General features: G+C 40.2%; 19 protein-coding genes. 8 read left to right on the top strand and 11 right to left on the bottom strand.

The genetic code is table 11. The features are described from left to right. Nucleotides 1-16: 16 nt before the first annotated feature. The 3 genes from hemH to E2H97_RS05250 form a co-directional block, all read right to left on the bottom strand. A complete protein-coding gene (hemH, locus tag E2H97_RS05260) occupies nucleotides 17-1,030 on the bottom strand; it encodes a ferrochelatase (RefSeq protein ID WP_133406169.1) in 1,014 nt (337 codons plus the stop codon). A gap of 132 nt (nucleotides 1,031-1,162) precedes the next feature. Continuing rightward, nucleotides 1,163-2,278 (bottom strand): PilT/PilU family type 4a pilus ATPase, encoded by a 1,116-nt coding sequence (locus tag E2H97_RS05255; RefSeq protein ID WP_133406168.1) that lies wholly within the window; start codon nucleotides 2,276-2,278, stop codon nucleotides 1,163-1,165. 11 nt (nucleotides 2,279-2,289) lie between these two features. Beyond that, on the bottom strand, nucleotides 2,290-3,327 hold the full coding sequence (locus E2H97_RS05250) for a type IV pilus twitching motility protein PilT (RefSeq protein WP_133406167.1): 1,038 nt from the start codon (nucleotides 3,325-3,327) through the stop codon (nucleotides 2,290-2,292). A gap of 38 nt (nucleotides 3,328-3,365) precedes the next feature. Between E2H97_RS05250 and E2H97_RS05245 the strand changes: the two genes are divergently transcribed. The 6 genes from E2H97_RS05245 to hemW all read left to right on the top strand — a co-directional run bounded on the left by E2H97_RS05245 (nucleotide 3,366) and on the right by hemW (nucleotide 7,911). Further along, nucleotides 3,366-4,055 carry a YggS family pyridoxal phosphate-dependent enzyme gene (locus tag E2H97_RS05245; RefSeq protein WP_133406166.1) on the top strand — a complete coding sequence of 230 codons (690 nt, stop codon included), beginning with the start codon at nucleotides 3,366-3,368 and terminating at the stop codon, nucleotides 4,053-4,055. Nucleotides 4,056-4,109: 54 nt separating this feature from the next. Then, entirely contained in the window at nucleotides 4,110-4,928 is an 819-nt protein-coding gene (gene proC / locus E2H97_RS05240) for a pyrroline-5-carboxylate reductase (RefSeq protein ID WP_133406165.1), read from the top strand. Nucleotides 4,929-4,970: 42 nt separating this feature from the next. Next, the gene (locus tag E2H97_RS05235) at nucleotides 4,971-5,519 is read left to right on the top strand and encodes a YggT family protein (protein ID WP_133406164.1); all 549 of its coding nucleotides are present in this window, start codon (nucleotides 4,971-4,973) and stop codon (nucleotides 5,517-5,519) included. Between the two features lie 99 nt (nucleotides 5,520-5,618). Next, complete coding sequence (locus E2H97_RS05230; RefSeq protein WP_133406163.1) at nucleotides 5,619-6,053, top strand: DUF4426 domain-containing protein; 435 nt, start codon at nucleotides 5,619-5,621, stop codon at nucleotides 6,051-6,053. Nucleotides 6,054-6,171: 118 nt separating this feature from the next. Then, nucleotides 6,172-6,771, top strand: a complete 600-nt coding sequence (gene rdgB, locus E2H97_RS05225; RefSeq protein WP_133406162.1) for an RdgB/HAM1 family non-canonical purine NTP pyrophosphatase — start codon at nucleotides 6,172-6,174, stop codon at nucleotides 6,769-6,771. A gap of 3 nt (nucleotides 6,772-6,774) precedes the next feature. After that, complete coding sequence (hemW, locus tag E2H97_RS05220; RefSeq protein ID WP_133406161.1) at nucleotides 6,775-7,911, top strand: radical SAM family heme chaperone HemW; 1,137 nt, start codon at nucleotides 6,775-6,777, stop codon at nucleotides 7,909-7,911. Nucleotides 7,912-7,934: 23 nt separating this feature from the next. On the opposite strand, the gene E2H97_RS05215 is transcribed toward hemW, so the two are convergent. Beyond that, on the bottom strand, nucleotides 7,935-9,524 hold the full coding sequence (locus E2H97_RS05215) for a hypothetical protein (protein ID WP_133406160.1): 1,590 nt from the start codon (nucleotides 9,522-9,524) through the stop codon (nucleotides 7,935-7,937). 343 nt (nucleotides 9,525-9,867) lie between these two features. Here E2H97_RS05215 and E2H97_RS05210 point away from each other — a divergent pair, with 343 nt between their 5' ends. Next, the gene (locus tag E2H97_RS05210; protein ID WP_133406159.1) at nucleotides 9,868-10,173 is read left to right on the top strand and encodes a hypothetical protein; all 306 of its coding nucleotides are present in this window, start codon (nucleotides 9,868-9,870) and stop codon (nucleotides 10,171-10,173) included. Here E2H97_RS05210 and acpS read toward each other — a convergent pair. Both acpS and pdxJ read right to left on the bottom strand, forming a co-directional pair. Beyond that, complete coding sequence (gene acpS / locus E2H97_RS05205) at nucleotides 10,170-10,550, bottom strand: holo-ACP synthase (protein ID WP_133406158.1); 381 nt, start codon at nucleotides 10,548-10,550, stop codon at nucleotides 10,170-10,172. The two genes, E2H97_RS05210 and acpS, sit on opposite strands and share 4 nt — an antisense overlap. Continuing rightward, nucleotides 10,550-11,287 carry a pyridoxine 5'-phosphate synthase gene (gene pdxJ, locus E2H97_RS05200; protein WP_133406157.1) on the bottom strand — a complete coding sequence of 246 codons (738 nt, stop codon included), beginning with the start codon at nucleotides 11,285-11,287 and terminating at the stop codon, nucleotides 10,550-10,552. Before pdxJ ends, acpS begins: the two co-directional genes overlap by 1 nt. A gap of 190 nt (nucleotides 11,288-11,477) precedes the next feature. Here pdxJ and E2H97_RS05195 point away from each other — a divergent pair, with 190 nt between their 5' ends. Then, nucleotides 11,478-12,167, top strand: a complete 690-nt coding sequence (locus tag E2H97_RS05195; protein ID WP_133406156.1) for a hypothetical protein — start codon at nucleotides 11,478-11,480, stop codon at nucleotides 12,165-12,167. A 53-nt stretch (nucleotides 12,168-12,220) separates the two neighbouring features. Here the strand turns inward: E2H97_RS05195 and recO are convergent, their stop codons facing one another. The 5 genes from recO to lepA all read right to left on the bottom strand — a co-directional run bounded on the left by recO (nucleotide 12,221) and on the right by lepA (nucleotide 17,738). Beyond that, nucleotides 12,221-12,904 (bottom strand): DNA repair protein RecO, encoded by a 684-nt coding sequence (recO, locus tag E2H97_RS05190; RefSeq protein WP_133406155.1) that lies wholly within the window; start codon nucleotides 12,902-12,904, stop codon nucleotides 12,221-12,223. A 207-nt stretch (nucleotides 12,905-13,111) separates the two neighbouring features. Continuing rightward, entirely contained in the window at nucleotides 13,112-14,119 is a 1,008-nt protein-coding gene (era, locus tag E2H97_RS05185) for a GTPase Era (protein WP_133406154.1), read from the bottom strand. Continuing rightward, entirely contained in the window at nucleotides 14,116-14,796 is a 681-nt protein-coding gene (gene rnc, locus E2H97_RS05180; protein WP_133406153.1) for a ribonuclease III, read from the bottom strand. The genes era and rnc overlap by 4 nt, the downstream gene beginning before the upstream one ends. A gap of 1 nt (nucleotide 14,797) precedes the next feature. Next, nucleotides 14,798-15,712, bottom strand: a complete 915-nt coding sequence (gene lepB / locus E2H97_RS05175) for a signal peptidase I (protein ID WP_133406152.1) — start codon at nucleotides 15,710-15,712, stop codon at nucleotides 14,798-14,800. Nucleotides 15,713-15,947: 235 nt separating this feature from the next. Then, nucleotides 15,948-17,738, bottom strand: coding sequence for a translation elongation factor 4 (gene lepA / locus E2H97_RS05170; RefSeq protein ID WP_121840423.1), 1,791 nt, complete (start codon nucleotides 17,736-17,738; stop codon nucleotides 15,948-15,950). Nucleotides 17,739-17,796: the final 58 nt, after the last annotated feature.

Below are 17,796 nucleotides of genomic sequence, written 5' to 3'. Positions count from 1 at the left end.
TTTACGAGGCGCTTTTTTACAAATATTTTTGAACGATATTTCCCATCATCTCAATATGTAAATCATCATCATTAAGGGCTGGGATATAGCGATAATGCTTGCCACCAGCCTCTTCAAACACTTCTTTATTTTCACATTGAATTTCTTCTAATGTTTCTAAACAATCCGCACTAAACGCTGGACAAATTACCGCAATATCATCAACGCCATTTTTGGCTAGCTCTTCTAATGTGGCATCCGTATAAGGCTTCAACCATTCAGCTTTACCAAATCGAGATTGAAAGGTTGTGATGTAATCTTCTTCATTTAAACCAAGCGATTCAACCACTAAGCGAGTCGTCTTTTTGCAAAAACAGTAATAAGGATCACCCAGTACTAAATTACGCTTTGGCATGCCGTGATATGAAATTACTAACTTTTTGGGTTTACCGTTTTTATCAAAATCACTTTTTATCGACTCGACCAAAGCTTTGATGTAATGGGGATGATCGTGATAAGTATGAATAAATTGCAATGATGGCAAATAACGCCAAGTCATGAGTTCTTTACTAATAGCATCAAAACTCGAAGCAGTGGTTGGCGCGGCATATTGAGGATACAGCGGAAGTACCGTAATATCATCTACTCCTGACTCATGCATATCTTTTAATACCGAAGCGATAGAAGGGTTACCATAACGCATAGCATAATGAACTTCGACATCAGGATTCGTTTGACTCAAGTGCTGCTGTAACTTTTCACTTTGTCTACGAGTAATATCTAACAGAGGAGAGCCTTGATCCGTCCAAATGGATTGATACAAAGCGGCAGATTTAGCGGGGCGTACTCGTAAAATAATACCGTGAAGGATCACTTTCCATACTAATTTAGGAATTTCCACCACACGGTGATCAGACAAAAATTCAGCAAGATATCGTCTTACATCTTTCGTGGTGGGAGCATCGGGGGTACCAAGGTTGATGAGTAATACTGCTTTTTTACGACGTGGACTGTGTCCTTGTTGTTCTGATAACCCTGCAAATGTTGCCACGGATATTCCTTTTTGCGTTCAAGGTATTAATTTCATCTAATTCTATCAGGTCTGAATATCTGCTAAAAGAGGCTCTAGGGTTTTCCAGTTTTCCAAGAGCCATTCGACTATAACGTTAATAATACTTGCTACTTAATCTAAATCCACGGTAACGCCTGACATAAAGCCAGCATCAGTATCTCCGTCATTGCCATCTAGCTTAATCATTAAACGTAAATCGTTTGGAGAATCGGCATGATGTAATGCATCGGCATATGAAATTTTGCCATCGACATAAAGCCTAAACAAAGCCTTATCGAAGGTTTGCATCCCTTGTTCTTCCGACTTTGCCATGGTCTCTTTTAATAAATGCAGCTCATTTTTTGCGATCAAACTAGAAACACGAGGAGAATTAACTAACACTTCTATCGCCGCACAGCGACCTGCTCCGTCAGCTCTAGGAACCAATTGCTGCGCAACAATACCTCTTAAGTTAAGAGACAAATCAAACAACAACTGTTGGTGCTTCTCTTTAGGCACTAAATGCATAATGCGGTCGAGTGCTTGGTTAGCGTTATTGGCATGGAGAGTCGCCAAACATAAATGTCCTGTTTCAGCGAATGCTAGAGCAAACTCCATAGTTTCTTGAGTTCGGATTTCACCAATCATAATGACATCAGGCGCTTGTCGTAATGAACTTTTTAGAGCCGCTTCAAAAGAATCAGTATCAATACCCACTTCACGCTGAGTGATAATGCTTTGATTATGGTCGTGAACAAACTCTACAGGATCTTCTATCGTTAGTATGTGCCCTTTAGCATTAGCATTTCTATGGCCGATTAAGGCCGCTAAAGAGGTTGATTTACCCGTACCCGTTCCCCCAACGAAAATGAATAAACCACGTTTACTCATGACCAATTCTTGTAAAATTGAAGGTAGACCTAATGACTCCACATGAGGAATTTTGGTTTCAATACGACGCATAACACAACCAGGAGATTCCCTCTGCCAAAAAGCACTAACACGAAATCGACCAAGATCCTTTGCAGCAAAAGCAAAGTTACACTCTTTAGTTTCGTGAAATTCTTGCTTTTGCTCTTCGGACATCAAGGCTTCAACAAACGCTAAAGCTTGTTTAGTGTCGTACTTTTTTTCCGTTAATGGTCTCAACTCGCCATCGATTTTTGCACTAGGAGCAAAACCAGCAGTAATAAACAAATCAGAAGCTTTTTTGTCTACCATTACTCGTAAATATGGGGTCACATCCATGGCTTACGTCCTTAAAATGAGGCTTGATTATTGGCGCTCTTGGCTTTAGCGCTTTCACGGCTAATGATCCCTCTATTAACCAAGTTTTGCAAAGCTTGATCTAGCGTCTGCATTCCATGAGCCATACCCGTTTGAATTGCAGAAAACATCTGAGCCACTTTATCTTCACGGATCAAGTTACGGATCGCTGGTGTACCTAGCATGATTTCATGGGCAGCCACTCGCCCACCGCCTTCTTTTTTAATTAGAGTTTGAGAAATCACAGCTTGTAGTGATTCAGACAGCATGGTTCGAACCATATCCTTCTCGGCTGCTGGGAATACATCAACGACACGGTCAATAGTTTTAGCTGCTGATGTGGTATGCAGAGTACCAAATACTAAATGTCCTGTTTCTGCTGCAGTCATGGCTAATCGAATCGTTTCTAAATCACGCATTTCACCAACTAAAATCACATCAGGATCTTCACGAAGTGCGCTTCGTAATGCAGCATTAAAGCTTTGGGTATCACGATGAACTTCACGTTGGTTGATCAGGCATTGCTTGTTCTGGTGAACAAATTCAATCGGATCTTCAATGGTTAAAATGTGTTCTTTTCGACTTTCATTGATGTAATCAATCATGGCCGCTAACGTGGTACTTTTACCCGAACCAGTCGGGCCTGTTACCAATACCAATCCGCGTGGAAAGCTAGCCACTTTTTTAAATATCTCTGGGGCAGCCAATTGCTCTAACGTTAAAATATCACTTGGAATGGTGCGGAAAACAGCACCAGCGCCACGATGCTGATTGAAGGCGTTAACACGAAAACGGGCTAAATTAGGAACTTCAAAAGAAAAGTCTATTTCTAAGTGTTCTTCATAGTCTTTGCGCTGCTTATCGTTCATAATGTCGTACACTAAGCGCTGTACGTCAGCATGCTCTAGCGCTGGTAGGTTAATTTTTCTCACTTCCCCATCAACACGGATCATTGGAGAAACGCCTGCCGATAAATGCAGATCGGAAGCTTTATGTTTGACACTAAAGGCCAATAATTCTGTAATTTCCATAATTAACGATACCTAAGACACTTAGTAAAAATCACATCATGATAACAATAACTCAGAGGTTGGCACAGACCCAAGATAGAATCAAACTTGCGGCGCTCAAATTTCAACGAGAACCAAGTACAGTCCAGCTCTTAGCCGTAAGTAAAACCAAGCCTAGTTCAGATATCATTTTAGCTTATCAAGCTGGACAGCGAGCATTTGGTGAGAACTATGTGCAAGAAGGCGTTGAGAAAATTACAGCTCTATCACAACACTGCCCAGATATTACTTGGCATTTTATAGGCCCTCTTCAATCCAATAAAACCAAAGAAATTGCTCAACATTTTGACTGGATGCATACCTTAAGCCGAGAAAAAATTGCCAACCGATTGAATGAACAACGCCCGAATGATAAAGCGCCATTGAACGTTTGTATTCAAGTAAATATCAGTGGTGAGGACAGTAAATCAGGGTTACTAATCGAGCAGGTCGATTCTTTAGCTGATTTTATACAACAATGTCCAAATTTAAAGTTGCGCGGGCTGATGGCTATTCCAAGTCATCAAGACAATTCGGATAAATTACGCAACGAATTGATTACCCTTACCCAAAAGTATCAAGAGTTACGAGCCAAGTTCTCAGATATTGACACACTTTCTGTTGGTATGAGTCAAGATTTAGAGCTGGCTATCGAGCATGGTAGTACAATGGTTCGAATTGGCAGTGCAATTTTCGGGGCAAGGAATTGATTAACAGTACGATCGCCCCAATATTATAATAACTAACAAAAAATAGGTTTTACGATGACAACAGCAAAAATTTGTTTTATTGGTTCAGGCAATATGACCCGAAGTATTGTCAGTGGCTTAGTTGGCAGTGGATATGACTCTGAATTGATAGAAACCACGAACCCTAGCTTACCAAAACTAGAAGCTATGCATGCCGATTTTGGTGTAAAGGTAACTCAAAATAATGAGCAAGCCGTCATTAACGCTGATGTTGTCGTTTTAGGTGTTAAACCACAAATGATGCAAAACGTTTGCGAAGCTTTGAGTCATTTGGATTTAAGCCAAAAGCTTATCATCACTATTGCTGCTGGTATTCCGTGTCAGCGATATCACGACTACTTTAAGCAAAATATTCAGCTTATTCGAACCATGCCTAATACTCCAACCCAAATAGGCGTTGGCGTAACAGGTATTTATGCGCCAGCAGGGATTACTGACATACAAAAGCAATGTTTTGAAGCCATTATGAAAACGGGTGGCGAAGTGATTTGGGTTAATAAAGAGTCAGAGCTAAATCAAGTAATTGCACTTGCGGGAAGCTCCCCTGCTTACTTCTTCTTGTTTATGGAAGCGATGATAGATGCAGGTAAAAAAATGAGCCTTTCACAAGATCAGGTTAGGCTTATGGTTCAACAAGCCGCTTTAGGTGCCGCAGAAATGGTAAAGCAGAATCCTGAACTTTCTGCTGCTCAGCTTAGACAAAACGTAACCTCAAAAGGTGGAACGACAGCTAAAGCCATTGAAACCTTTGAACAAGGCGAATTAAGAGAATTAGTTGAATCGGCTATGAATAACTGCATTAATCGTGCTGAAGAAATGGAAAAACTTTTCTAGAATATAGCTCAAGTAACATAGAACAAAAGGTAAGAAAAAACTATGAACGCAATGGTATTTTTGATAACGACAGTTTTCCAACTCTATTTGAGTATTGTGATTTTACGCCTATGGCTACAATTTGTGCGTGCAGATTTTTATAATCCTTTCTCTCAATTTATCGTCAAGGCTACTCACCCAATTGTTGGACCGATGCGTCGAGTTATCCCTTCTATTGGTCGTTTTGATACTGCAACTTTCTTGTTAGCACTCATCGTAGTTACGCTAAAAATGACATTGCTGTCATTGATAGCTAGCCAACCAATAGACTTTTTAGCCATCTCGCTATTTTCTTTGGTTTCGGTTATCAAACATGCTGGTTTCTTATTATTTTGGATGCTATTGGTTAGCGCAATTTTAAGTTGGTTTAACCAAGGCTATAACCCATTTATAATGGTTTTAGGTCAATTGACCGATCCTCTATTGGCTCCTATCCGCCGTATTATTCCACCAATGGGCGGTTTAGACTTTTCAGTTTTGATAATGATCATTGGTCTACAGTTTTTAAATATGCTTTGCTCTCAATACGTACCCTATTGGAACTTCATCTAGCTTATTACGTTATTAATATTCAGGGAGCCATCGGCTCCCTTTTTTCTAACTGCATCAAAGGGTATACTCATCACACTTAGTCTAATTGAGGTAGGCATTATGCTACGCAAACTTTGTGCTGTACTGTTATTTGCTGTCAGTTTTGTTGGGGTCGCTCATGCCGAGCAAAAAACGCGTGTTGGGAATTTTGACATTCACTACATTGCTTTTGGAAGCACTTTTTTAACACCATCTATAGCTAAAAGTTACGGACTTAAACGAAGCAACTACAATGGAATCGTAAATATTTCAGTGTTGGACACTCGCAAAGCTGGAAACCCAGCGGTTGCTGTCAAAATATCAGGTATCGCTTCTAATCTAATGAGCTCTCAAGTGAACTTAGACTTCAAAGAAATCAAAGATGGAAAAGCAATTTACTACATTGCGGAAGTCCCTTATCAAGATGATGGCACCATCAACTTTGATATTGATATCAGTAAAGGCAAAGAACTCAACACCAGCTTAAAATTCTCACAAAAATTTTACGTAAAATAAATAGCTTGGGCTCTCTGACATCATAGAGCCCATATCATCAAGCATCATTACCATTCCCCTCTTTACTTATCTCACTTCATCAGTATGATCGGCTCACATTTTCTAAAGAGCATTCATTATGAAGACCATCGTTTTAGCTAGCGGCAATAAAGGCAAACTGGCTGAATTTGACCAGTTGTTTAATCAACATGGTGTTTCTATTACTCCTCAAAGCGACTTTGGAGTAACAGAAGTCGCTGAAACAGGAACCACCTTTGTAGAGAACGCTATTATTAAAGCTCGTCATGCAGCCAAATATGCTAATGGTGCAGTGATTGCGGATGACTCAGGGATTGAAGTCGACCACCTTCAAGGACAACCGGGGATATATTCGGCTCGTTACAGTGGTGAAGGTGCTTCGGCTGCAAGTAATAATGAAAAACTGCTTACCGAACTGAATGGCGTTAGCAACCGTAAGGCTAGGTTCCAATGTGTGCTTGTGTATATGCGTCACGAGTTCGATCCAACGCCAATCATTGCTCAAGCCAGCTGGGAAGGTGAAATTGCTCAGTCACTTAGCGGCGAAGGTGGTCATGGTTACGACCCACTGTTTATTCCTGAAGATCACACAGAATCCGCTGCAAGTATGAGTGCTGACGCAAAAAATGCGGTCAGCCATAGAGGTAAAGCATTGCAACAATTGGTTGCTCTTCTTAAACAACATGGTGTGATTAACTAGACCATGCTCACTCTACCTCCACTTAGCTTATATGTGCACATACCGTGGTGTGTGCAAAAATGCCCTTATTGTGACTTTAACTCTCATGGTCAAAAGGGTAATTTACCCGAAGCTGAATATATTGATGCGCTTCTTGAGGATTTATCTCAGGACTTGAAATACGTTCAAGACCGAAAGCTATTCAGTATTTTTATCGGCGGTGGAACACCATCGTTATTTTCTGCTGCGGCCATCAAACGATTACTTGATGGCATTCAAGCTCAAATACCGCTTGTCGATGATATTGAAATCACAATGGAAGCGAACCCGGGTACGTTAGAGCACGATAGCTTTAAGGCTTATCGACAAGCTGGAGTGACTCGTGTTTCCATTGGTATTCAAAGTTTCGCGAAAGATAAGCTCAACTTATTAGGCCGAATTCACAATGACTGTGAAGCTGAAATCGCAGCCAAGTCAGCTCACGATGCTGATTTCAACAGTTTCAATTTAGATTTAATGCACGGTTTACCAAATCAAAGCTTTGATGAAGCCATGTTTGATATTGAAAAAGCTGCAAGCTTAAACCCGCCGCATTTATCTTGGTATCAACTAACCATTGAACCTAATACCTTGTTCCATTCGAAACCACCACAGTTACCAGAAGATGAAGCGCTGTGGCATATTTACGAGCAAGGACAAAAAAAGCTAGCCGAGCTTGGCTATCAGCAGTATGAGATTTCCGCTTATGCCAAAGAAGGTTACCAATGCCGCCATAACCTCAATTATTGGCAGTTTGGTGATTACTTAGGGATTGGCTGCGGCGCTCATGGTAAAGTAACTTTACCAGAAGAAGATAGCATTCTTAGAACTGTAAAAATTAAGCACCCTAAAGGTTATTTAGCTGCGGAAAATTACACGTTTGAAACAACTGAAGTAGAAAAAGATGACCGAGCACTAGAATATTTAATGAACCGTTTCAGGCTGATTTCGCCTATTTCTAAAGCAGAATTTGAACAAAGAACTGGCTTAAATCGTAGCGTTCTCAATGCAGGAATGCATCAGGCTAAAAATAGAGGGTTGATCACTGAAGATAACACCCGCTGGCAATTAACGAGCAAAGGACAGATGTTCGTTAATGATCTACTATCTCAGTTTTTATGATTAAGAGGGTGTTTCAGTCGGTTTTAATCAGGATCTCTAATACCATTAAAATCAACGTCCACCCTGCCAGTTGAAGGTTGAAAAAATTCCCCTCGCCTACCCATGACATACTTAAACTCTTGGTGGGCGCTCGGATTGGGGAGTTCGTCACTAACAACCTCGTAATAATTTTCGGTACCGTACCATACTGTTCGTTTAGTTCTCTGTACTTTCCAAGCACAAAGAATGTCATTTACGGCCACTGATGGAGATACAATTTCTTTAGTTTTCACAGCCACACTAGTATCAAGATTTTGGCTAGTAAGCTCTTCCGCTTTTTTATATAGCTTTATTCCCTTATGCGCAAAGCAAAGATAAACATAGGTGAGAGTGACACCTCCATCATGAGAGCTGTCCGCTTTAACTTTAGGGTATTGAGCAGCAACATCGAATCTCTTACTAAAACAAACACAGGTATTTTGATCACTGATCAATTCATACCGACTTAGAGAAAAGCCTTTTCGTCTTCCCATAACACAACATGATTCAGTCAAAACTGTATCACTATATTCAGGAGGAATTTTAGGAAAAAAACCAATTTTAAAAATATCATCAGGGGCTCTTGAGTCACCTCTAAACACAAATTTCGGCTTACTAAATGCGGAATCTTTGGCTCTAAAATAAAGCAATTTTGAAGGAGAAGGTTCCCAATATCTGAACTTTGATTCTGAAGGTGAAGAGAGCTCCTCAGGGACTTTTAGAAGCAAGGTGTATTTTTGCCTTTCCTCTTGAGCTTTTTTTTCCTCATCAAATACAGTTCGAGAAGATACTGTAGAAACTCCTGATGCAGTTTCAAGATCAGTAACCGTTATTGAATCAGGAGTTACGATAATTTGTTGTGGTTTATGTATTCGAATCTTACTTCTACCACTCATCAGGCTTCTCAAAACAACTTGTTCAGCAAGACTATTAGATTCTTTTTCATCAACGACTTCACAAACGAATTGATGACCGCCTTTAGTTTCCTTTTGTTCCGATAGTTTTGCATGCCAAGCCGCAATTATGTTTTCAGGCTCTATGCTTGCTGTAATCACCGTCTGCGCCGATTGATAAAAGTTGGTGCCTAAACCAAACTGCTCTAACTCATTAATTTTAAATTCAAGTTGTATCCCTCTACTCACTCGACACTGATAAATGTAAACATCTCGCTGTCGTTGAGTTAAATAGGATTGAACTGTCGCTAAATAAAAACTTCTTGAACATGCAATGCCACTTTCGATATCAACCGTCAGTGTTGATTTATCGCAAAAAAGAGTTGTGTCTCTAGTAACTTCACAGGATTGGTTTCTAGCTTTTAATCCTTCTATAAAAACATCACTAGGCGGCCTTTCAGAGCTAACAAAGACGAGGTTACAATCAGAAAACGCCTCTTCTTTAGGTAAAAAGTTACCATTTGGGGCTGGTTGCCAAAATGATAATTCAGAGGGAGATGTTTGACGTTGTTGAACATGGAAATGAGACGTCCCCCCTTCTTTTTTAAGATCCAATAACGCTCTTTCTATATTGAAAGTTAATAATGAACCAGATCTTCTAATATCATCATTAACACCAAGGCATTGAGTCCAAAGTAGCATTTACAGATCCTAAGTGAAGTTATTCAGGCTATTGGCGTTGACCACCCAATGATATTTGAGTCTTATCTTTACAGTTTTAACAACTCAGATATGAGTGATAAACGCTATTATGCAAAGAAATGAGTTCAGATATGAGTGAAACTTGAATGAAAGATCATTAATGAAATATACCCGTTAGTGAGATCAACACGGTTTTCTGATCATTTTGGCGAACAGATATAGCTCAGAAATACTCGTTGCTCAATGGGTATTGATACTGTCTTCGTCGACTACTAAAAAATGGTAGTAATGGATTCAACATCTATACTTAAAGTTCATAAAAGGAATTATGGATATATGCGCTATGGCCATCACTCAAGTTGATGCTTTGATACATGGAAGTCAGCAATTAGCTGAACAAGTATCACAGCTCTTAAAAGCTTCAAACCAAGCGATCAGTATTGCTGTCATTAATGAAGAACAGTTGGACTCTAAGGTATGGGAGCAAGCATTAACTGATGCTCGCTCCGGTTCAATGGTTATTCAACTTCAAGGAATCGTGAGTAATATTGAAGATGAAAAAAATTGCTTTAGAGCATCATTGGAGCTAAAAAACACCGAAGAATATATCGATGCCATTCTTGCCACTAAGGTTTATGTGGTTACTTAGCTCTCTAAAATCACTGTCGCTGTAGCGTATCGTTTCTCATCGGCGATAGATAAATGTAAGTACTTCCCTGACAGAGCTTCAAACTTTTCTAGAGCGCCATCAGTAAACTTAAGTTTTGGCGCACCATCCTCGTTATTACTCACATGAATATGCTGAAATGACACGCCGCGACCAATCCCTGTGCCTAAGGCTTTTGCAGCAGCTTCTTTGGCAGCAAATCGTTTAGCGAGATAACGTTGAGGTTGGCTATGACGGTTATAGATATTTAGCTCAGTGGGCGTCAGCACTCTTTGTGCTAAACGCTCACCTGTTTTTGTGTTATGTAACGGAATACGCTCAATTTCAACAATATCCGTTCCAAGTCCGATGATAGGCATCAGTTACCTCGACGACCTTCAATCATGAGCAATCTCATATCGCGAACCGCTTTTTCAAGACCATCAATGGACGCCCGAGCGATAATTGCATGACCGATATTCAGTTCATACAATTCAGGAATTGCCGCTATTGGCTTAACATTGTGATAATTTAAGCCGTGGCCAGCATTGACGATTAAGCCTTTTGAATGAGCATAGGTTGCCATTTTTTGAATGCGATCAAGTTCTTTTTGCTCTTCGTCTTCTGTTTTTGCATCAGCATAACAGCCAGTATGAAGTTCGATATATGGAGCACCTGCGGCCACTGCTGCATCAATTTGATTTTTATCTGCATCAATAAATAGAGAAACGAGAATACCGTGTTGTTGCAGTTGCTTTGTCGCTTGAGTCACTTTTTCGAGTTGGCCAGCTACATCTAGCCCTCCTTCCGTTGTGAGTTCTTCGCGCTTTTCTGGCACTAAACATGCGTATGTAGGCTTAACTTCACAGGCGATATCAAGCATTTCTTTGGTAACGGCACATTCTAAATTCATTCTAGTTTTTAATGTCTTAGCCAGAATGTACAAATCACGGTCTACAATATGACGACGATCCTCTCTCAAATGCACGGTAATACCATCTGCACCTGCATGCTCAGCAACGGCTGCTGCGTGCACAGGATCTGGAAAATCCGTTCCTCTTGCATTTCGAATCGTGGCAATATGATCGATATTTACGCCTAATAAAATTCTGCTCATGGTTCCCTTTTCATATTCAATAGAATTATCCCGATATTTTATAGATAAACAAAAGAGAGATCAGTACTCGAATAAGATTATCTTCAACTAAAGCGCTGATCAAAAAAGTTTCCAAATTTTGATTATCCCCTCATTTATTCGATAGCAGATATTTATACTCTTTCAAATTCGGCTCAAATACAGAATGACTATGTGTATTGATTCCAACTTAACCGTATGCGATAAGCAGCTTTTTACTCAGTTTTCAACTGAGCAAGCTATTTCATACCTAACAACAAAATTCAATAAGTACAATGTAACTGGAGCAAGTGAACATGAAATCCAGCTGAAGGTAGCTTCATTATTCGATGAAACCACTAATGCTTGCAGATACGAAAGATTAACAAGTTTGGTTAATCAATCATCTTCTAGGTTTATTTATTTCTTTTGTTGGGTACCAATTTCAGATAAAACAGGGAGGACTACCAGCATAGAAGACTGTAGGCTTTTACTTTGTCGAAAAAGTCATACTGACGCACATCGTTTTTATCCTATTAGTTATCTTGTAGTACCAACACTCAAGTATAAAAACACTTCAGAACGCCTTTCTATTTCCCCACAACAAGAAGCAGTTAGTACCAAACATATGACATCAACTTATCGCTCGATAAAGATAAACGGCTGGGTTGATAATTCTCAAATGACAGAGAGGTTAAGTAGAAGACTATTAAGCACAAGGCCTTACTCTAGAGCACCTCTAAAAGCAGATAAGTACGCATATAGAGAAGATGTACTATACACTCAATTAAAAGAAAATATTGAGCGAAGCCAAGCCAGACGTAGGTCACTAGACCTTGAACAAAGAGCATTGATGCAATCAATAGCTGAGCGTCATAAATAAGAATACGAAATAGAACTAAAATAAAAAACAAGCCAATAGATAAGAAAGGGAGATTAAGATTTATATTTGCTCAGAAACAAAGCTCGACTAACTAAAGGCTTAGCGCCGAGATGAGGCTGCAAAATTTGGCGCATTAAATATTTCAGATCTTTATAATGCTGTTCTGCAATTTCATCATCCCGTAAAGCAATCAACGAAGCACCAGAGTAACTGTTATTCATCTTGGTGTTTAAGTAAGGACGAAAACCTTCTTCTTCGAAAAATCGATAGTAGATATTTGATTCTAACGGTTCGCCTGAACTGTCGTTGCGTAAGCTCGGCATAATGCCTAACTCTTGTAATAACTCATATTCAAAGAGCCTTAAATGGATTTGGTCGAACTCTTTGGCGAGTTCTATTAAGGTCTTGTGATAAGTTTGAAAGAGAGAATGAGCTTCATGATGAACCGATAACACTCTCACCAATAGTTCGTTTAGATACATGCCTGAATAAAGCGATTCAGCTTGAAGTGGTATGGCGGGAGCAGCGGCTTCAACCTGAGTAAGATTCTTTAGCGCACCCTTACCTGAAAGATTAAAAATAAGCGGTTGAAAAGGCTGAATAATGGCTTTATTAGAACGCTTACCATTACCAACTCTGGCAACAGCATCTACTCTTCCATGTCCATCGACAAGTAAGTTAACCAAAGCCTGAGCTTCTTTATAAGGTCGATGATGTAAGATATAGCCGCGTTCCATTTAGCTCCTTTATACACCTCTGGTTAAACCAAATATACCCTATGTGTGAATTACGAAAATCTTAAATAAATACAGCGAGGAGCAATAGTGTAATAAGACAACCGTCCGTGACAGGATGTCACGGCCGTCAGCACATGGACGTGCGTTTCAGTTGGCGTTTACACTATTGCTTCTTTTATCAGAGGAATTAATCCTCTCTAAAGTAAATTACTCTTCACCATAACCAAGACTACGAAGAGCACGCTCATCATCCGCCCAACCAGATTTCACTTTTACCCAAGTTTCTAGAAAAACCTTATTATCAAAAAGTTTTTCCATGTCTTTTCTGGCTTCGGTAGAGATGGTACGAATACGTTCACCTTTGTTACCTATGACCATGCGCTTTTGACCTTTGCGTTCAACTAAGATCAAAGCATTGATGTGGTAAACACCGTTTTCCATTAAAGCAAATTGTTCAATTTCTACAGTAACATCGTAAGGCAACTCATCACCTAGGAAACGCATTAGCTTTTCACGAACGATTTCTGACGCCATAAAGCGCTGGCTACGATCAGTGACATAGTCTTCAGGGAAATAGAACGGACACTCTGGTAATTCTTCACTCGCCATATCGATGATACGGTCAATATTGGTACCATGCTTAGCAGAAATTGGCAGTATTTCATCAAAGTCTGCTTTAGAGGCTAATTGTTCAAGATATGGAAACAAATCATATTTTTCTTTGATTTGATCAACCTTGTTCACAGCTAACACTAGCTTGCGCTCAGGATCTTTACCACCACGTGTTAGCTTTTGCAGAACCATGTCATCGTCAGCAGTCCAGTTCATACCATCGACAAGAAAAACCACCATACAGACATCCGCCAATGAACTTGACGCCGCACGGTTCATTAATCGGTTAATAGCTCGTTTTTCCTCAATGTGTAAACCCGGAGTGTCAACAAATACAATTTGCTTATTCTCTTCAGTATGAATGCCCATAATACGATGGCGTGTCGTTTGTGGCTTACGCGAAGTAATACTGACTTTTTGGCCAAGTAAACGGTTCAACAAGGTTGATTTACCCACGTTTGGGCGACCAACAATCGCCACCATTCCGCAATAGGTAACTTCATATTCTTGTTCAGCAGAAGAAGGCTTACTAATTTGCGCTAATAATTCGTCTAAACTGGGTTCAGCGGCTACCGCATCTGATTTGTCTTGTTTTTGGCTCATTTCTTAATTACTTCCAACATCTGAGCTGCAGCTTGTTGCTCTGCTTTTCTGCGAGAGCCACCTACACCTATAACAGGGTTTGTAACGCCTTCAATATGGCATTCGACGGTAAAGGTTTGATCGTGTGCCTCACCTTTAATATCAATCACTTGATACTCAGGCAATGGTTTTTTATGACCCTGTAAATGTTCTTGTAACAAGGTTTTTGGATCTTTTTGATTCACGCCCGGCTTAATTTTTTGTAAGCGTCCTTCATACCAGTTTAAGAGTAACTTGCGGCACGTTTCGAGATCAGAGTCGAGGTAAATAGCCCCAATAATGGCTTCAACTGCATCAGCAAGGATTGACTCACGGCGAAAACCACCGCTTTTTAACTCACCCGGACCAAGCTTTAAATATTCGCCTAAGTTAAATTCTTGAGCAATAACAGCCAGAGTATCACCGCGAACCAAAGACGCACGCATACGGCTTAAGTCACCTTCAGTCGCTTTTGGAAATTGATGATACAGAGCATCAGAAATAACGATAGATAAAATAGAGTCCCCTAAAAACTCTAATCTTTCGTTATGTTTATGGGCGGCACTACGATGTGTCAGTGCCTGAGCAAGTAAATCAGACTGTTCAAATTCATACCCTAAAGTACGAAGCAAACGCTCTCGATTATGCGAAGATCTCATACTACTTTATTCCGCCGACGCGATTGAAACGGACACCTGTTGGCACCCATTTAGGTAAAAAGTCTGCATCCGTGCGGTCAAATTCGAAACTGATCCAAATGGCTACGGCTTTACCCACTAGATTAGCTTCAGGTACAAAGCCCCAAAAACGGCTATCAAGGCTGTTGTCACGGTTATCACCCATCATGAAATATTCGCCTTTCGGCACAATAAATTCATATGGCTGTGTATTTGGTTGTCTAAAGTATGCTTGCAACATTTCACCGCGAGCTGGGTTAATTAAGATATCATGGTCAACCTTGCCAAGATGTTCAGTGTATCTCAACATTGGGAAACCATCTTGACTGAACTCACCTCGGTTGACTTCATTACGGTCGACAATTTCTAATCCTGGGCACGATTTTTCATCTTTCTTACAAGCTGGCTGAATGTATAGCTGCTTGTTGCGATAGACGATTCTATCGCCCGGTAGACCAATAACACGTTTAATGTAATCCACTTTTGGATTTTCTGGGTATTTAAATACCGCAACATCACCACGCTTAGGTTCACCCGTTTCTACCAGTTTATGTCGCCATACAGGGTCTTTTAGCCCGTATGAATATTTTTCTACCAGAATAAAATCACCAACTAGCAAGGTTGGCATCATAGAACCTGATGGAATTTGGAAAGGCTCGTATAAAAACGAACGCAAAATTAATACAAAGGCAATAACAGGAAAAATGGAATGCGCTGTTTCTACTACAGCGGGTTCTTGGAGAATTTTTTCCTTAGCTTCGTCAGTTAATGATTGCTCTTGCTCTGCTTTTGCCAAAGCCTGCTTTCTTTTAGGAGCAAACATAAATGCATCGATTGCCCAGATGAGACCAGACACTAAAGTAACGATAACAAGAATGATTGAAAAATAAGCTGCCATTAGGATTCTTACTCCGGCTGTTGAATTTAATATTTATGATTTAGTGGATTGTTTTTATTCATAAAGGTTCAGATAGTAAGTGTAAGCGAATGCAACAAGAAACAAAATACAACGTAGTGATATTATTAACTTGCCGTTTAGTTTCAACATTAAACATTCTATCTGATTAAAAAATTATGGCTCTATTGACTAGGTCATAGAGCCATATTAACCACTACCGTTAAATCAAATTTTCTTAATCATTCAATTTCAACACGGCTAAGAAAGCTTCTTGAGGTACTTCAACGTTACCTACTTGCTTCATTCGCTTCTTACCTTCTTTCTGCTTCTGTAGCAGTTTCTTCTTACGAGAAACGTCACCACCGTAACATTTTGCAGTCACGTCTTTACGCATCGCTTTAACGTTAGAGCGCGCCACAATCTGACTACCTACAGCTGCTTGAATCGCAATATCAAACATCTGTCTTGGGATCAGTTCTTTCATCTTCTCAACAAGGGCAATACCTTTGTGACGGATCAATGAACGGTGGATGATCAATGCTAACGCATCAACACGGTCGCCATTAATCAATACATCTAAACGCACCATATCCGCAGGTTCAAAGCGCACAAAGTTATACTCAAGTGACGCATAACCACGGCTGGTTGACTTCAAACGGTCGAAGAAGTCCATTACTACTTCAGCCATTGGAATATCATAGGTAATCGCAACTTGGTTACCGTGATACACCATGTTCTTCTGAACACCACGTTTTTCAACACAAAGCGTAATAACGTTACCTAAGTAATCTTTAGGTACAAGAATGTTAGCTTCAACAATCGGCTCACGCATTTCTGCAATCGTGTTGATTGCTGGTAAATCAGATGGGTTATCAACATAAACCACATCACCATTATTCTTTTCAACTTCGTACACTACGGTCGGTGCCGTAGTGATCAAATCAAGGTTGTATTCACGTTCTAGACGCTCTTGGATGATCTCCATATGCAGAAGACCAAGGTAGCCAATACGGAAACCAAAGCCTAACGCTGATGAGTTTTCTGGTTCAAACTCAAGTGAAGCATCGTTCAAACTCAGCTTATTCAGTGCATCACGGAAGTTTTCATACTCGTCAGTAGAGATTGGGAATACACCAGCGTATACCTGAGGAGTTACCTTTTTAAATCCAGGTAATGGCTCTTCAGCTCCGTGTTTAGCGTGAGTTAAGGTATCACCTACTGGCGCACCGTGAATGTCTTTCAAACCAGCAATAACAAAACCTACTTCGCCTGTTTTAAGTTCAGGCATATCAGTTTGTTTTGGCGTGAAGATACCAACGCGGTCAGCAGTATGAGTTTGACCGGTAGACATTACTTTAAACTTATCGCCTTTCTTAAGTACGCCATTTTTAATACGTACAAGAGAAACAACGCCTAAGTAGCTATCAAACCAAGAGTCAATAATCAACGCTTGTAGCGGACCTTCTGGGTCACCTTCTGGCGCTGGAATTTCAGAAACGATTTCTTCTAAAACGTCTTCGATACCAATACCCGTTTTAGCGGAACAACGCACAGCCTCCATCGCTTCGATACCAACGATGTCTTCGATTTCTTCTGCTACACGCTCAGGATCGGCTTGTGGTAAGTCGATTTTATTAAGGATTGGGACTACGTCCAAATCCATCTCTAAAGCGGTATAACAGTTGGCAAGCGTCTGTGCTTCTACACCTTGACCGGCGTCAACCACTAAAAGTGCGCCTTCACATGCAGCAAGTGATCGTGAAACTTCGTAGGAGAAGTCAACGTGTCCAGGAGTATCAATAAAGTTAAGCTGGTAAGTCTCACCATCTTTAGCTTTGTAATTTAGAGTAACACTCTGAGCTTTAATGGTAATGCCACGTTCACGTTCAATGTCCATTGAGTCAAGAACCTGAGCCGCCATTTCACGGTCTGTTAGACCATCACAATACTGAATTAAGCGGTCTGATAGAGTAGATTTACCATGGTCGATATGGGCAATAATCGAAAAGTTTCTAATATTCTTCATTCTAATGCTGCGTTTAATGCTAAGAAAATAATCGGTGTTACTTCAGGATGCTCACCTA

The organism is Parashewanella tropica, assembly GCF_004358445.1.
GTDB classification, from domain to species: Bacteria; Pseudomonadota; Gammaproteobacteria; order Enterobacterales; family Shewanellaceae; genus Parashewanella; species Parashewanella tropica.
This window is presented reverse-complemented; position numbering and strand designations above follow the sequence as displayed.

Bases quoted from the DNA above. Each gene is read 5' to 3' on its own strand.
- pdxJ (WP_133406157.1), bottom strand. From the start codon at position 11,287: ATGAGCAGAATTTTATTAGGCGTAAATATCGATCATATTGCCACGATT.
- E2H97_RS05215 (WP_133406160.1), bottom strand. From the start codon at position 9,524: ATGCTACTTTGGACTCAATGCCTTGGTGTTAATGATGATATTAGAAGA.
- lepB (WP_133406152.1), bottom strand. From the start codon at position 15,712: ATGGCAGCTTATTTTTCAATCATTCTTGTTATCGTTACTTTAGTGTCT.
- E2H97_RS05250 (WP_133406167.1), bottom strand. From the start codon at position 3,327: ATGGAAATTACAGAATTATTGGCCTTTAGTGTCAAACATAAAGCTTCC.
- acpS (WP_133406158.1), bottom strand. From the start codon at position 10,550: ATGCCTATCATCGGACTTGGAACGGATATTGTTGAAATTGAGCGTATT.
- proC (WP_133406165.1), top strand. From the start codon at position 4,110: ATGACAACAGCAAAAATTTGTTTTATTGGTTCAGGCAATATGACCCGA.
- E2H97_RS05245 (WP_133406166.1), top strand. From the start codon at position 3,366: ATGATAACAATAACTCAGAGGTTGGCACAGACCCAAGATAGAATCAAA.
- rdgB (WP_133406162.1), top strand. From the start codon at position 6,172: ATGAAGACCATCGTTTTAGCTAGCGGCAATAAAGGCAAACTGGCTGAA.
- E2H97_RS05255 (WP_133406168.1), bottom strand. From the start codon at position 2,278: ATGGATGTGACCCCATATTTACGAGTAATGGTAGACAAAAAAGCTTCT.
- hemW (WP_133406161.1), top strand. From the start codon at position 6,775: ATGCTCACTCTACCTCCACTTAGCTTATATGTGCACATACCGTGGTGT.
- E2H97_RS05230 (WP_133406163.1), top strand. From the start codon at position 5,619: ATGCTACGCAAACTTTGTGCTGTACTGTTATTTGCTGTCAGTTTTGTT.
- E2H97_RS05210 (WP_133406159.1), top strand. From the start codon at position 9,868: ATGGCCATCACTCAAGTTGATGCTTTGATACATGGAAGTCAGCAATTA.
- lepA (WP_121840423.1), bottom strand. From the start codon at position 17,738: ATGAAGAATATTAGAAACTTTTCGATTATTGCCCATATCGACCATGGT.
- E2H97_RS05195 (WP_133406156.1), top strand. From the start codon at position 11,478: ATGTGTATTGATTCCAACTTAACCGTATGCGATAAGCAGCTTTTTACT.
- era (WP_133406154.1), bottom strand. From the start codon at position 14,119: ATGAGCCAAAAACAAGACAAATCAGATGCGGTAGCCGCTGAACCCAGT.
- rnc (WP_133406153.1), bottom strand. From the start codon at position 14,796: ATGAGATCTTCGCATAATCGAGAGCGTTTGCTTCGTACTTTAGGGTAT.
- E2H97_RS05235 (WP_133406164.1), top strand. From the start codon at position 4,971: ATGAACGCAATGGTATTTTTGATAACGACAGTTTTCCAACTCTATTTG.
- recO (WP_133406155.1), bottom strand. From the start codon at position 12,904: ATGGAACGCGGCTATATCTTACATCATCGACCTTATAAAGAAGCTCAG.